Annotated in this window: 13 protein-coding genes; 7 read left to right on the forward strand and 6 right to left on the reverse strand. The window is 66.5% G+C overall.

What is annotated here, in order from left to right; translation table 11 throughout:
• The first annotated feature begins 80 nt into the window (after nt 1-80).
• The 5 genes from CFB47_RS23745 (at nt 81) to CFB47_RS23765 (ending at nt 5,261) form a co-directional block, all read left to right on the forward strand.
• Nucleotides 81-587, forward strand: a complete 507-nt coding sequence (locus tag CFB47_RS23745) for a sugar dehydrogenase complex small subunit (protein ID WP_089462466.1) — start codon at nt 81-83, stop codon at nt 585-587.
• Nucleotides 587-2,206, forward strand: a complete 1,620-nt coding sequence (locus CFB47_RS23750) for a GMC family oxidoreductase (RefSeq protein ID WP_089442268.1) — start codon at nt 587-589, stop codon at nt 2,204-2,206. Before CFB47_RS23745 ends, CFB47_RS23750 begins: the two co-directional genes overlap by 1 nt.
• A gap of 2 nt (nt 2,207-2,208) precedes the next feature.
• Nucleotides 2,209-3,486 (forward strand): cytochrome c, encoded by a 1,278-nt coding sequence (locus CFB47_RS23755; protein WP_089462467.1) that lies wholly within the window; start codon nt 2,209-2,211, stop codon nt 3,484-3,486.
• 185 nt (nt 3,487-3,671) lie between these two features.
• Nucleotides 3,672-4,091: a DoxX family protein gene (locus CFB47_RS23760; protein WP_089463525.1), complete on the forward strand. Its 420-nt coding sequence runs from the start codon at nt 3,672-3,674 to the stop codon at nt 4,089-4,091.
• 63 nt (nt 4,092-4,154) lie between these two features.
• Nucleotides 4,155-5,261 carry a porin gene (locus tag CFB47_RS23765; protein ID WP_089462468.1) on the forward strand — a complete coding sequence of 369 codons (1,107 nt, stop codon included), beginning with the start codon at nt 4,155-4,157 and terminating at the stop codon, nt 5,259-5,261.
• Between the two features lie 84 nt (nt 5,262-5,345).
• On the opposite strand, the gene CFB47_RS23770 is transcribed toward CFB47_RS23765, so the two are convergent.
• The 3 genes from CFB47_RS23770 to CFB47_RS23780 all read right to left on the reverse strand — a co-directional run bounded on the left by CFB47_RS23770 (nt 5,346) and on the right by CFB47_RS23780 (nt 8,658).
• Nucleotides 5,346-5,888: a cysteine hydrolase family protein gene (locus CFB47_RS23770; RefSeq protein WP_089462469.1), complete on the reverse strand. Its 543-nt coding sequence runs from the start codon at nt 5,886-5,888 to the stop codon at nt 5,346-5,348.
• Nucleotides 5,889-6,110: 222 nt separating this feature from the next.
• Nucleotides 6,111-7,430, reverse strand: coding sequence for an MFS transporter (locus CFB47_RS23775; RefSeq protein WP_089462470.1), 1,320 nt, complete (start codon nt 7,428-7,430; stop codon nt 6,111-6,113).
• 43 nt (nt 7,431-7,473) lie between these two features.
• Entirely contained in the window at nt 7,474-8,658 is a 1,185-nt protein-coding gene (locus CFB47_RS23780; RefSeq protein WP_089462471.1) for a M20 aminoacylase family protein, read from the reverse strand.
• Nucleotides 8,659-8,840: 182 nt separating this feature from the next.
• On the opposite strand from CFB47_RS23780, the gene CFB47_RS23785 reads away from it, so the two are divergent.
• Nucleotides 8,841-9,743 (forward strand): LysR substrate-binding domain-containing protein, encoded by a 903-nt coding sequence (locus CFB47_RS23785; RefSeq protein ID WP_046548027.1) that lies wholly within the window; start codon nt 8,841-8,843, stop codon nt 9,741-9,743.
• 209 nt (nt 9,744-9,952) lie between these two features.
• A complete protein-coding gene (locus tag CFB47_RS23790; RefSeq protein WP_089462472.1) occupies nt 9,953-10,273 on the forward strand; it encodes a pyrimidine/purine nucleoside phosphorylase in 321 nt (106 codons plus the stop codon).
• 90 nt (nt 10,274-10,363) lie between these two features.
• Here CFB47_RS23790 and CFB47_RS23795 read toward each other — a convergent pair whose 3' ends face one another.
• The 3 genes from CFB47_RS23795 to CFB47_RS23805 form a co-directional block, all read right to left on the reverse strand.
• A complete protein-coding gene (locus CFB47_RS23795) occupies nt 10,364-10,699 on the reverse strand; it encodes a hypothetical protein (RefSeq protein WP_046196524.1) in 336 nt (111 codons plus the stop codon).
• A gap of 484 nt (nt 10,700-11,183) precedes the next feature.
• On the reverse strand, nt 11,184-12,971 hold the full coding sequence (locus CFB47_RS23800) for a chloride channel protein (RefSeq protein ID WP_089458407.1): 1,788 nt from the start codon (nt 12,969-12,971) through the stop codon (nt 11,184-11,186).
• A 20-nt stretch (nt 12,972-12,991) separates the two neighbouring features.
• A complete protein-coding gene (locus CFB47_RS23805) occupies nt 12,992-13,405 on the reverse strand; it encodes a MarR family winged helix-turn-helix transcriptional regulator (RefSeq protein ID WP_089458406.1) in 414 nt (137 codons plus the stop codon).
• Nucleotides 13,406-13,414: the final 9 nt, after the last annotated feature.

Genomic DNA, 13,414 nt, shown 5'->3' on the forward strand with positions numbered 1-13,414 from the left:
GCGTACATTTCAGGTCCGCGCCAATGTTTGAGAAATATCAAGCGTGGTTTTCCCGAATCCGGTGTTCGAGAGAAGGAAACATGCACAACGACAACACTCCCCACTCGCGTCGCACTGGCGACGCAGCCGTAACAGGCATCACACGGCGTCAATGGCTGCAGGGCGCACTGGCGCTGACGGCGGCGGGCCTCACGGGCTCGCTGGCGTTGCGGGCCCTGGCCGACGATCCCGGCACCGCGCCGCTCGATACGTTCATGACGCTCTCCGAAGCAGTGACAGGCAAGAAGGGGTTGAGCCGCGTGCTCGGCCAGCGCTTCCTGCAGGCGCTGCAGAAGGGTTCGTTCAAGACGGCCGACAGCCTGTCGCAACTCGCCGGCGCACTCGCGTCCGGTTCGCTGAATTCCGACCAGGAAGCACTCGCGCTGAAGATTCTTGAAGCGTGGTATCTCGGCATCGTCGACAACGTCGTGATTACCTACGAAGAAGCACTAATGTTCAGCGTCGTATCCGATACGCTCGTGATCCCGTCGTATTGCCCCAACAAACCCGGCTTCTGGGCCGAAAAACCGATCGAGAGGCAAGCCTGATGGCCGATACCGATACGCAAAAGGCCGACGTTGTCGTCGTCGGCTCGGGTGTCGCAGGCGCGATCGTTGCGCACCAGCTCGCGATGGCGGGCAAGTCCGTGATCCTGCTGGAAGCCGGCCCGCGCATGCCGCGCTGGGAAATCGTCGAGCGCTTCCGCAACCAGGTCGACAAGACCGATTTCATGGCGCCGTACCCGTCGAGCGCGTGGGCGCCGCATCCGGAATACGGCCCGCCGAACGACTACCTGATCCTGAAGGGCGAGCACAAGTTCAACTCGCAGTACATCCGCGCGGTGGGCGGCACGACGTGGCACTGGGCCGCGTCGGCGTGGCGCTTCATCCCGAACGACTTCAAGATGAAGACGGTGTACGGCGTCGGCCGCGACTGGCCGATCCAGTACGACGACCTCGAGCATTACTACCAGCGCGCCGAAGAGGAACTCGGCGTGTGGGGCCCGGGCCCCGAGGAAGACCTGTACTCGCCGCGCAAGGAGCCGTACCCGATGCCGCCGCTGCCGTTGTCGTTCAACGAGCAGACGATCAAGAGCGCGCTCAACGGCTATGACCCGAAGTTCCACGTGGTGACCGAGCCGGTCGCGCGCAACAGCCGCCCGTACGACGGCCGGCCGACTTGTTGCGGGAACAACAACTGCATGCCGATCTGCCCGATCGGCGCGATGTACAACGGCATCGTGCACGTCGAGAAGGCCGAGCAGGCCGGCGCGAAGCTGATCGACAGCGCGGTCGTCTACAAGCTCGAGACGGGGCCGGACAAGCGCATCACCGCCGCGGTCTACAAGGACAAGACGGGCGCCGACCATCGCGTCGAAGGCAAGTACTTCGTGATCGCCGCGAACGGCATCGAGACGCCGAAGATCCTGCTGATGTCCGCGAACCGCGATTTCCCGAACGGTGTCGCGAACAGCTCGGACATGGTCGGTCGCAACCTGATGGACCACCCGGGCACCGGCGTGTCGTTCTACGCGAGCGAGAAGCTGTGGCCGGGCCGCGGCCCGCAGGAGATGACGTCGCTGATCGGTTTCCGCGACGGCCCGTTCCGCGCGACCGAAGCCGCGAAGAAGATCCACCTGTCGAACATGTCGCGCATCAACCAGGAAACGCAGAAGATCTTCAAGGCCGGCAAGCTGATGAAGCCCGAGGAGCTCGACGCGCAGATCCGCGACCGTTCAGCGCGCTACGTGCAGTTCGACTGCTTCCACGAAATCCTGCCGCAACCCGAGAACCGCATCGTGCCGAGCAAGACGGCCACCGACGCGGTCGGCATCCCGCGCCCCGAGATCACGTATGCGATCGACGACTACGTGAAGCGCGGCGCCGTGCACACGCGCGAGGTCTATGCGACCGCCGCGAAGGTGCTGGGCGGCACCGAAGTCGTCTTCAACGACGAGTTCGCGCCGAACAACCACATCACGGGCGCGACGATCATGGGCGCGGATGCACGCGACTCGGTCGTCGACAAGGACTGCCGCACGTTCGACCATCCGAACCTGTTCATCTCGAGCAGCTCGACGATGCCGACCGTCGGTACGGTGAACGTGACGCTGACGATCGCGGCGCTGGCGCTGCGGATGTCGGACACGCTGAAGAAGGAAGTCTGACCGTGCGGAAATCTACTCTCACCTTCCTCCTCGCCGGCTGCCTCGCGCTGCCGGGTCTCGTACGCGCGGCCGATGCGGCCGATCCGGCGCTGGTCAAGCGCGGCGAATATCTCGCGGTCGCGGGCGACTGCATGGCGTGCCACACCGCGAAGGGCGGCAAGCCGTTCGCGGGCGGTCTCGGCATGCCGGTCCCGATGCTCGGCAAGATCTACACGAGCAACATCACGCCCGATCCCGAGACGGGCATCGGCAACTGGTCGGCCGAGGACTTCGAGCGCGCGGTGCGCCACGGCGTGTCGAAGAACGGCGACAACCTGTATCCGGCGATGCCGTACGTGTCGTACGCGAAGATCAACGACGACGACGTGCAGGCGCTGTACGCGTACTTCATGCACGGCGTCGAGCCGGTCAAGCAGGCGCCGCCGAAGAACGAGATCCCCGCGTTGCTGAGCATGCGCTGGCCGCTGAAGATCTGGAACTGGCTGTTCCTGAAGGAGGGCGCGTACGCACCGAAGCCGGCGCAGAGCGCCGAGTGGAACCGCGGCGCGTACCTGGTCCAGGGGCTGGCGCACTGCAGCACGTGCCACACGCCGCGCGGCATCGCGATGCAGGAGAAGTCGCTCGACGAGACGGGCGGCAGCTTCCTGTCGGGCTCGGTGCTCGCGGGCTGGGACGGCTACAACATCACGTCCGACGCCAACGCGGGGATCGGCGGCTGGACCCAGCAGCAGCTCGTCCAGTACCTGCGCACCGGCAGCGTGCCGGGCCTCGCGCAGGCGGCCGGCCCGATGGCCGAGGCGATCGAGCACAGCTTCTCGAAGATGACGGAAGCCGACATCGGCGCGATCGCGACGTACATTCGCACGGTGCCGGCCGTCGCCAGCGGCGATGCGAAGCAGTCGCGCGCGTCGTGGGGCAAGCCGGCCGAAGATGGCCTGACGCTGCGCGGCGTCGCGCTCGCGTCGTCGGGCATCGATCCGGCCCGGCTCTATCTCGGCAACTGCGCAACCTGTCACCAGATGCAGGGCAAGGGCACGCCGGACGGCTATTACCCGCCGCTGTTCCACAACTCGACGGTCGGCGCATCGAATCCGACCAACCTCGTGCAGGTGATCCTGAACGGCGTGCAGCGCAAGGCCGGCAGCGAGGACGTCGGGATGCCGGCGTTCCGCCACGAGCTGTCGGATGCGCAGATCGCCGCGCTGACGAACTACCTGACCGGGCAGTTCGGCAATCCGGCCGCGAAGGTGTCCGAGCAGGACGTCGCGAAGCTGCGTTGATGCGGCGCGCGACGAAGCAGGGCGATAACTGACAAGAGGAGGAGCACAGCACATCGGGTCGTTGCCCGATGCCGGTTGTTGCAGAGCGGGGCGGGCGGCGCAGGCGGCCGCCCGTCCTGGTTCATTCGCAATCCGGTGCGCCGGGCGTGTTTTCGCCATGCGCATCGCTTTCGTTGATCGACACCATGACACCGAACCAACCGTTTCTCGCGTCCCAGCGCGATGTGCTGCTGCTGCTTGCCCGGATCCTGCTCGTGATCCTGTTCGTCATGTTCGGCTGGAAGAAGATCGTCGACTTCCCCGGGACCATCGCGTTCATGGGTTCAGAAGGCGCGCCCGCGCCGATCATCTCCGCCGCGATTTCCGTCGTGATGGAGCTGTTCGTCGGGATCGCGATCCTGGTCGGTTTCCAGACGCGGGCGCTCGCGCTGCTGCTGGCGCTCTATACGATCGGCACCGGCATCATCGGCCACCACTACTGGACGATGACGGGCGGCGAGCAGGTCAACAACATGATTCATTTCTACAAGAACATCGCGATCGCCGGCGGCCTGCTCGCGCTTTGCGCGGCGGGCCCCGGTCGTTTTTCGATCGATCGCGGATAAACGGACCCGGGGCGCGCGCATGGGGCACGCGCTGGAAGGTCGAGACTCCGAGGGGGCATCATTTTGCGACTCAAACATTTCGCATGGCTGATCGCGGCTGCCACACCGGCGGCCGCTTTTGCACAGACGAGCGTCACGCTGTACGGCCGCGTCGACGGCGGCATCGAATACCTGAACCACATCGCGAAGCCGAATGGCGGCAGCGGGACGCGCTGGAGCGCCGAAAGCGGCGACTGGGGCACCAGCATGTTCGGGCTGAAGGGCATCGAGGATCTCGGCGGCGGGCTGTCGACGGTCTTCAACCTCGAAACCGCGTTCCAGGTGATGAACGGCCAGACGGGCGGCGGCCGCATGTGGTCGCGGCGCGCGTACGTCGGGCTGAAGAGCGACACGTGGGGCCAGCTGCAGGCCGGCCGCAACCTGTTCATCGACAGCGACGGCGTGTGGGAATTCGACCCGTTCGTGCAGCAGGCGTTTTCGTCGGCCTCGCTCGTGCGCGGCCGCAACTGGCAGCAGACCAGCAACAACATCGAATATCACAGCCCGGTGATCGGCGGCTTCGACGTGCAGGCGCAATACGCGTTCGGCAACCAGTCGCGCGGCTTCAACTACGGTGCGGCCGACGATTTTGGCCGCTCGGACGGGATCATGATCTCGTACCACTCGCCGTTGCTCGACGTGCGCGGCATCTACGACGAACTGCGCGACAACAACGGCAAGTTCAGCAACATCTTCACCGCGTCGCGCGAGTATTTCGTCGGCGCGAACGTGAAGGTGTCGAAGTTCAAGATCCAGGGCGCGTATACGCATTACCAGGCGCCGGATAGTCCGGCCGGCGTGGCCGACCGCGCCGATCACTACTGGCTCGGCGCGACTTACACCGCGACGCCGCAATGGGCCGTGACGGGCGGCGGTTACTACGTGAAGGTGGGCGACGGCGGCGGCGATGCGTCGCACGATCCGTCGGGGCACGCGATGATGTATGTGCTCGGCACGACGTACAACCTTTCGAAGCGGACGTTCCTGTATGGGACGGTTGCGTATGTGCGCAACGGCGGGAATTCGAATTTCTCGCTGCTCGCGACGCCGCGGGATGCGACGTCGGGGACGAGCCCGATGACGGGCGAGTCGCAGACGGGGGCGTATGTGGGGATGATGCATACGTTCTGAGCGGGCAGTTACGCGACCGGTACGCAACGCACGGGCGATGGCTGCCCGTGCGTTGTTGTGTTGACGGTGTGTGAACGGTGTCGATCAGAACGCGCACACATCGGTCGTGACGAGCGTCGCAAACGGACCCCCAAGCGTCGCGTTGTGATGCGCGACGATCCGCTCGGCAGGCAGTTCCGGCGTGTCCATGCAGGTGTGCGCATCGGTCACGAGCACCGCGCGAAAGCCGTGATCAACGGCCGCACGGCAGGCCGTGTCGACGCAGTACTGCGTCTTCATTCCCGCGATGACGATCACGCCGATGCCGGCCTCGCGCAGCCATTCGGCGAGCCGCGTACCGGCGAAGCTGCTCGACTGCGCCTTGTCGAACACGATGTCACGCTTCATATCGATCTCGAGCTCCGGCACCAGCGCGGTCAGCGGGGAACCGGGTGCAATCGGCGAACCGGCGGGCCCGGTGTGGCGCACGGCGAACACCGGCGCACCGGCTTCATGCGCGCGACCGATCAACCGGTTGATGTTCGCGAGCACGCGTTCGCCGTCGTATGGATGCTCGGGGCCGTGAAACAGGCCAACCTGCATGTCGATGACGAGCAGTGCGCGTTTCGGGGAACAGACTTCTGGCATTGCGTTTCTCCTGAGTGACCGATACGGACGGAGAAACGACAAGACCCCGTCCGGAACCGGCGGGGCCTGTGAGGGATGGCGCTACGACCTGGCGCGCACTCGCCGCACGAGCCCGCCGAAGGCGGTCGTGCGCGTCGTGGTCGAGAGGGTGGTCGTGATGTGGCGCATGGATCGATCATGCCCGATGCGCGTGCGCCACGTCAATCGCGCATCGGCCACCAGTCAGTCGAGTGCCTTCCCGGCCTTTTCATCCATGCACCGCACGGCAAGCAGCGTCATCGCGCCGCACCCGATCGCATACCACGCAGGCGCATTCGGATTCCCGGTCGCCGCGATCAGCCACGTGACGAAGAATTGCGCGAAGCCGCCGAAGATCGCGACGCCGACGCTGTACACGAGCGCGCCGCCGGTGGCGCGCACCGCACGCGGGAACAGTTCGCCGAGCATCGCGCCCGTCGCGCCGATGTTGATCGCATGCACGATCGACAGCGCGGCGATGATCGACAGCAGCGATGCGGCGCCCGGCCAGCGGTTCAGTGCGATGAACGCCGGGTAGATCGCGGCCATCAGCACGATGCGCGTCCACCAGACGATCCGGTTGCGCCCGTAGACGTCGGACAGGTAGCCGCCGATCGGCGTCACGAGCATCAGGATCGCGCCCGCGACGCAGCCGGCCGTCATCGACAACCACGTCGGCAGGTGCAGCACCTGCACGCCGTAGATCGCCATGTAGAACACGATGATGTAGTGGATCGACGTGCCGCCGATCGTCACGCCGAGGCCCGCGAACACGGCCTTGCCGTGATGGCGCAGCACGTCGGCGAGCGGCAGCGATGCAACCGGCTCGTCGTGTGCGGCGGCAGGCGCGGTGGCCGGCACTTCCTCGACGGTGCGGCGCAGCCAGTAGCCGAGAGGCACGAACAGCGTGCCGATGATGAACGGCACGCGCCAGCCCCAGCTTTCGAGCTGCGCGGCATTCAGCGTCGACGTCAGCGCGACGCCGGTCAGCGCGCCGGCGAGTGCGGCGAGCCCCTGGCTCGAGAACTGGAACGATGCGTAGAAGCCGCGACGATGCTGCGGCGCCTGTTCGAGCAGCAGCGTCGTCGACGCGCCGACTTCGCCGCCCGACGCGAACCCCTGCAGCAGGCGCGCGAGCACGAGCAGCAGCGGCGCGGCGAGCCCGATCTGCGCGAAGGTCGGCGCGACCGCGATCGTCGCGGTGCCGAGCGCCATCAGCAGCAGCGTGAGGATCATCGCCTGCTTGCGGCCGGCGCGGTCGGCATACATGCCGATCACGAGCCCGCCGAGCGGGCGCGTGACGAAGCCGACGCCGAAGCTTGCGACCGCGAGCATCAATTGCCCGAACGGCGAATGCACGGGAAAGAACAGCTTGCCGATCAGGATGGCGAAGAAGCTGTAGACCGTGAAGTCGTAGAACTCGAGCGCGTTGCCGACGGCGGCGGCCGCGATCAGCCGGCGCTTCTTCGCGGCGGCGCGTGCATCGACCGGCGTGCCGGCGAACGAAAGGGCGGACGTTTCCATGTGGGGCTCCCCGTTGGGCGCGAAACGATGGGGTAAAGGGCCGTCAGGCCGCGAGCCAGGCTTCGGCGATGCGAACCCAGTAGCTCGCGCCGATCGCGAGGATGTCGTCGTTGAAGTCGTAGCCGGGGTTGTGCACCATGCAGCCGCCCTTGCTGCCGATCCCGTTGCCGATGAACGCGTAGCAGCCGGGGCGCGCTTCGAGCATGAACGCGAAATCCTCGCTGCCCATCAAAGGCGCGGTGTCGGTTTCGACGCGTTCGGCGCCGAGCATCTGGCGCGCGATGTCGGCCGCGAACGCGGTCGGCTCCGCGTGATTGACGAGCACCGGGTAGCCGTAGTCGTAGTCGACTTCCGCCGTGACGCCGAAGCTTTCCGCCTGGCCTTTCGCGAGTGCTTCGATGCGGCGTGCGAGCAGCGCGCGCACGTCGGCGTTCAGCGCGCGCACCGACAGCTTCATCGTGACGGTTTCGGGAATGATGTTGAACGTCTCGCCGGCCTGCACGCTGCCGACCGTGATCACGGCCGCATGCTGCGCATCGACCTCGCGTGCGACGATCGTTTGCAGCGCGACCATGATGCTGCCCGCGGCCGACATCGGATCGCGCGCGAAATGCGGCATCGCGCCGTGGCCGCCGACACCGCGCAGCGTGATCGTCACGCGATCGGCGGACGCCATCGCGGCGCCGGTGCGGAAGGCCATGTCGCCGGCCGCGCGGCCCGGCATGTTGTGGATTGCGAAGATCGCGTCGCACGGGAAGCGGTCGAACAGGCCATCGTCCATCATCGCCTTCGCGCCGCCGAAGTTTTCCTCGGCCGGCTGGAAGATCAGGTTCAGCGTGCCGGAGAACTGGCGCGTGGCCGCGAGGTGGCGCGCCGCGCACAGCAGCATCGCGGTGTGGCCGTCGTGGCCGCACGCATGCATCTTGTTCGCATGGCGGCTCGCGTACGGCAGGCCCGTGGTTTCCGCGAGCGGCAGTGCATCCATGTCGGCGCGCAGCCCGACCGTGCGCGTGCCTTGCCCTTCGCGCAGCACGCCGACCACCCCCGTCTTGCCGATGCCGCGATGCACTTCATACCCCCAGCCGGCGAGCAACTCGGCGACGAGATCGCTCGTGAGCGTCTCCTCGAACGCGAGCTCCGGGTGAGCGTGGATGCGACGGCGCACTTCGACCAGCTCGGGTGCGATCGCGGCGATACCGGGGATGACGGGGTTCACGGCTTGCAGCATGGTGTCTCCTGTGGGGCACGTGGGGCGGTTGACGCACCGATGACGAGCAAGCATATAAATTTCTTTTGTGTACCAGAAGCTGATAAATTGCTTTGGTGCTCACCACCGGTTGCCGCTCGGGAATACCCTGAGCGGGCGTGTGCCGCGCAGCACAGGGTTTCCACGGATCACGCGTCGCCGCCATGAAATACCATCAGCTGAAAGCGTTCGTCACCGTCGCGGAAGAGGGGAGCATTCGCGCGGCCGCGCGGCGCCTGAACGTGTCGCCGGCGGCGTTGACGAAGGCGGTCAAGGAACTGGAGATCGCGCTCGGCGTGTCGCTCGTCGTGCGCACCGCGCGCGGCGTGCAGCTCACCGCGTTCGGCCAGCAGTTGCAGGTGCGCGCGCGGCTGATCGTCGCCGAAATGCAGCGCGCCCGCGACGACATCGAGCAGGCGCAGGGCGCGATGACGGGCTCCGTCGCGGCGGCGATCACGCCGGCCGCCGCGGTGACGATCCTGCCCGACGCGTTTCGCGCATTCCGGCGCCGCTTCCCGGTGGCGCGCGTCAACCTGATCGAAGGGTTTCCGGGCGTCGCACTGCCGCGCCTGCACGACGGGTCACTCGATTTCGCGGTGGCCGTCGTCGTGCCCGAACTGCTGGCGGCCGAATTCGATCACGCGGAACTCTATGCGAGCCGGTCGCTGATCGTCGCCCGCAAGGGGCATCCGCTCGCGTCGGCCACGTCGCTCGCCGATCTCGTCGAAGCCGACTGGCTGATGAACCCGTCGCCGGAAAGCTCGACGCAGGTACTGTTCAATTCGTTCGTCGCCTACGGGCTGCCGGTACCGGCGCGCGTCGTCGAGTGCCCGAGCTTCGGGCTCGCGCGCAGTTTGATGATGGAGTGCGACCTGATCGCGTCGATGCCCGAGCAATTGTTGCAGGCCGAATGGGCGCGCGACCAGCTCGCGGTGCTGCCGATCCGCGAGCGCCTGCCGGGCGTCTCGGTGCAGGTCATCACGCGTCGCGACAGCCCGCTGACGCCGGCAGCGGCGATGCTGCTCGACTGCCTGCGTGATTCCGCGCGGCGCAAGGGGCTGCGGTGAACCGGCGCCCGCGGGTGGCGCTCTTCAATGCATCGTCATCCTGACGATTATCCGTGCGGCGTTGCCGTCGTTTGACGGACACGCGGCTTGCGCAGCGGGCACGCCATTCCGGCGCATGCCGCGCGAGCCGGTATCATAGCGGCCGGCCCGCCGCTCCGGCCGGCCTCCAACCACATCGCCATCCGGCATCCAGCAATCAGAGGCATTTCATGACCAGTGCAACCCAATTCGACAACGTATCGGTCGTCAAGCGCGCGAACGTCTATTTCGACGGCAAGTGCGTGTCGCATACCGTGCTCTTCCCGGACGGCACGCGCAAGACGCTCGGCGTGATCCTGCCGTGCGCGCTCAACTTCGGCACGGACGCCCCCGAATTGATGGAAGTGCAGGCTGGCAAGTGCCGCGTGAAGCTCGACGGCAGCAGCGAATGGCAGACCTACGGCGTGGGCGAATCGTTCTCGGTGCCGGGCAAGAGCCGCTTCGACATCGAAGTGCTCGAGACGCTCGATTACGTCTGCAGCTACCTGTAACACGCAGCCGCGCTGCAAAAGAAAAGCCCCGCCGAAGCGGGGCGTGTCGCAAGCGGATGGCGCCCAGGCCATCTGAAGCGCCTGTTCTCGTTACAGGCAGGCGTTGATGTCGCCGGCCGACGATGCATCGCCGCCGCGGAAACCCACCCAGGTTTTCGCATTCGCGGCGTTGGCCGGGCGCACGACGGCGGCAGCGCCATTCGGCGGCTGCTGGCCCGGCGCATACACGGCCATGGCGAGGCCGTTCGCGAGTTCATACTGCGACGTCACTTGCTGCTGCGACTTGTCGGCCCAGGTCTTCGCGATGCACTGCGCGACCTCGTCGGCGGGTTTCTGGCTTTGTCCCACGTTCTGCAGGGCAGAATCGGCTGCATGAGCAGAAAATGCCACGGTCAATGCGATGAGCGGTAAGTATTTCGCGTTCACGTTATCTCCCTCGAGTCGTGATTGATTGAGTGGGATGCGCAGCACAGGACTGCGTACAAGTGAGATTGCATCGGCGGAGCACGGTTCCGGCTATTCCGAAACAAGTTGTTAACGCGCTTGCCAAATGGCGGCTCCGATGCTCTGCACGTTGCTGCGGCGCGGCATACATCGTGTGCGGCACGACGTCATGCGCTGCATGGTCGGCGCGCTGCCCGGTCGTGTGGTGACGTGACGGTCGCGGCGAACGGCATGTGTGTGCATGCCGTGCCGCGACTCTTTATTGGATCGCGAAGTGGAATGGCTAGTTGGATGGCCCCGTCGCATGAACACCATGATGACAAACTTTCGCCCGTCGAATTGTTAACCAACTTTAAACACGGGAAGCGGCGGAATGCGATGCGGCACGCGCGGGGCGTGCCGCATCGAGCGCAAGCGGTGACGCGAGCAGGGCGTGCGCGGCGAGAGTGCCGCGCAATGCAGTGAGTCAACCGGCCTTGCGCGTGCCGATGTCGCGGAGGTTGGCCGGGACGATCGGGCGGAAGCGTTCACGCTTCTGTTCGTCGTCGAAGTGCTGGAGTGCGGGCTTGATCAGGTCGCTGCGCGACACGATGCCCGTGATGCGCATCGATTGCTCGTCGTCGACGACCGGCAGGCGTTCGAGGCCGAGCATCGCGAGTCGCGACGCGACGACGCGGCATGTTTCGTGTGCCTGCGCGACCGCAGGCGCGCGCTCGGCGAATGCGGCCGCGATCGGCGTGTTGGCCGCGGCCTGGGCGCGTTGCGCGTCGAGCGTCGCGCGATCGACGAGACCGAGCAGGCGGCCGTTCTGCACGACCGGGTACGCACGGTGCGTCTGCTTCGCGCCGAAGTACTGCGACTCGACGGCCTCGAGCGTTGCTGCGCCGTCGATCGCGACGAGCCGGTCGGCCGACGTCATCACTTCGCCGATGTCGTGCCGCTCGAGCGGATCGACGCCGTATTCGCGATAGATATGGTAACCGCGACGTGCGATCTTTTCCGTCATGATCGAGCGCTTCATCACGACGGTCGCGAAGCCGTGCGCGACGAGCGTCGCCGCGAGCAGCGGCAGCAACGCATTCGCGTCGTGCGTGAGGCCGAACGCGAACACGATCGCGGTCAGCGGGGCGCCGAGCGTGGCGCCAAGCGTCGCGGCCATGCACACCAGCGGCCATAGCGCCGGGTCGCCGCCCGGCAGCATCGGCGACAGCACGGTGCCGAGGCCGGCGCCGAGCATCAGCAGCGGGGCGAGCACGCCGCCCGACGTGCCCGAGCCGAGCGCGATCACCCACATCACGGCCTTCACGATCAGCAGCGCGAGCGCGATCTTCAATGCGATGTGCTGATGCAGCAGGTCGCCGATCACGTCGTAGCCGACACCGAGCGCGCGCGGCTCGAGCCAGCCGCCGATGCCGATCACGATCGCGCCGAGCGCGGGCCACCACATCCAGTGCACCGGCAGCTTCGCGAAGGTGTCCTCGACGCGATACAGCGCCGCCGACAGGCCGCACGCGAGCATGCCCGACAGCAGGCCCGCGACGATGCACGACAGCAGCGCGACGGGCGTTGGTGCGGCCGTGGTCAACGGAAACAGCGGATCGACGCCGAAGAACACGGCGCGGGCGAAACCGGCCACTGCGCAGGCGAGCGCGACCGGCAGGAAACTGCGCGGGCGCCATTCGAACAGCAGCAGTTCGACCGCGAGCAGCACGGCGGCGACCGGCGTGCCGAACACGGCCGTCATGCCGGCGGCCGCACCGGCGACGAGCAGCGTCTTGCGCTCGGCGGCGGTGACGTGCACGCACTGCGCGATCAGCGAGCCGAGTGCGCCGCCCGTCATGATGATCGGGCCTTCGGCGCCGAACGGGCCGCCGCTGCCGATCACGACGCCCGACGACAGCGGCTTGAGGATCGCGACCTTCGGCGACATGCGGCTCTTGCCGAACAGGATCGCCTCGATCGCTTCCGGAATGCCGTGGCCGCGGATCTTTTCCGAACCGAAACGCGCCATCAACCCCACGATCAACCCGCCGATCACCGGCACGACGATCACCCACGCGCCCAGCGCGTGGTTCGCCGGCGAGCGATCGGCGAACGAGAACTGCTGGAAGAAGAACAGGTTCGTGAACAGGTGGATCAGGCTCAACAGCACGAATGCGGCCAGCGTGCTGAGCAGGCCGATCCCGGCGGCGAGCAACGCGATCCTGGGCAGGCGGTCGTTGGTCGCGAAATCGCGTTTGTGGGGTGCGTTCATCGGTGTGGAAAGAGCAGGGGTCAGTAATCGATCCGGGGAACCTGGAACGCGTCCTTGAGCGACTTCAGCTCGGCGCGATGCATGGCCGCGAGACGCGCGAGCAGCGTTTCGCCGGCTGGCTCGAGGTGGACCTCGACCTGGCGGCGATCCGCTTCGCTCGTCTTGCGCTTCACGAGGCCGAGCGCTTCGCAGCGCGTGACCAGCGCGACGACGCCGTGATGCTGTGCCTGCAGGCGTTCCGCGAGTTCGCCGATGGTCGCCCATTCGCGATGCGGATAGCCCTTGATGTGCAGCAGCAGCAGGTATTGCAGCGGCGTCACGCCTTCGCTTTGCGCGGCGCGTTCGGAGAAGCGCTCGAAGCGGCGCATCTGGTAGCGGAACTCGGACAGTTGCTGGAAATCGCCTTTCGTCAGCGCGCGTCGGGTATCGTTCATCGGGGCGGT

Origin of the sequence: Burkholderia sp. AU27893 (genome assembly GCF_002223205.1) — a bacterium.
Classification (GTDB): Bacteria; Pseudomonadota; Gammaproteobacteria; order Burkholderiales; family Burkholderiaceae; genus Burkholderia.

Bases quoted from the DNA above. Each gene is read 5' to 3' on its own strand.
- CFB47_RS23745 (WP_089462466.1), top strand. From the start codon at position 81: ATGCACAACGACAACACTCCCCACTCGCGTCGCACTGGCGACGCAGCC.
- CFB47_RS23750 (WP_089442268.1), top strand. From the start codon at position 587: ATGGCCGATACCGATACGCAAAAGGCCGACGTTGTCGTCGTCGGCTCG.
- CFB47_RS23760 (WP_089463525.1), top strand. From the start codon at position 3,672: ATGACACCGAACCAACCGTTTCTCGCGTCCCAGCGCGATGTGCTGCTG.
- CFB47_RS23770 (WP_089462469.1), bottom strand. From the start codon at position 5,888: ATGCCAGAAGTCTGTTCCCCGAAACGCGCACTGCTCGTCATCGACATG.
- CFB47_RS23775 (WP_089462470.1), bottom strand. From the start codon at position 7,430: ATGGAAACGTCCGCCCTTTCGTTCGCCGGCACGCCGGTCGATGCACGC.
- CFB47_RS23780 (WP_089462471.1), bottom strand. From the start codon at position 8,658: ATGCTGCAAGCCGTGAACCCCGTCATCCCCGGTATCGCCGCGATCGCA.
- CFB47_RS23785 (WP_046548027.1), top strand. From the start codon at position 8,841: ATGAAATACCATCAGCTGAAAGCGTTCGTCACCGTCGCGGAAGAGGGG.
- CFB47_RS23790 (WP_089462472.1), top strand. From the start codon at position 9,953: ATGACCAGTGCAACCCAATTCGACAACGTATCGGTCGTCAAGCGCGCG.
- CFB47_RS23800 (WP_089458407.1), bottom strand. From the start codon at position 12,971: ATGAACGCACCCCACAAACGCGATTTCGCGACCAACGACCGCCTGCCC.
- CFB47_RS23805 (WP_089458406.1), bottom strand. From the start codon at position 13,405: ATGAACGATACCCGACGCGCGCTGACGAAAGGCGATTTCCAGCAACTG.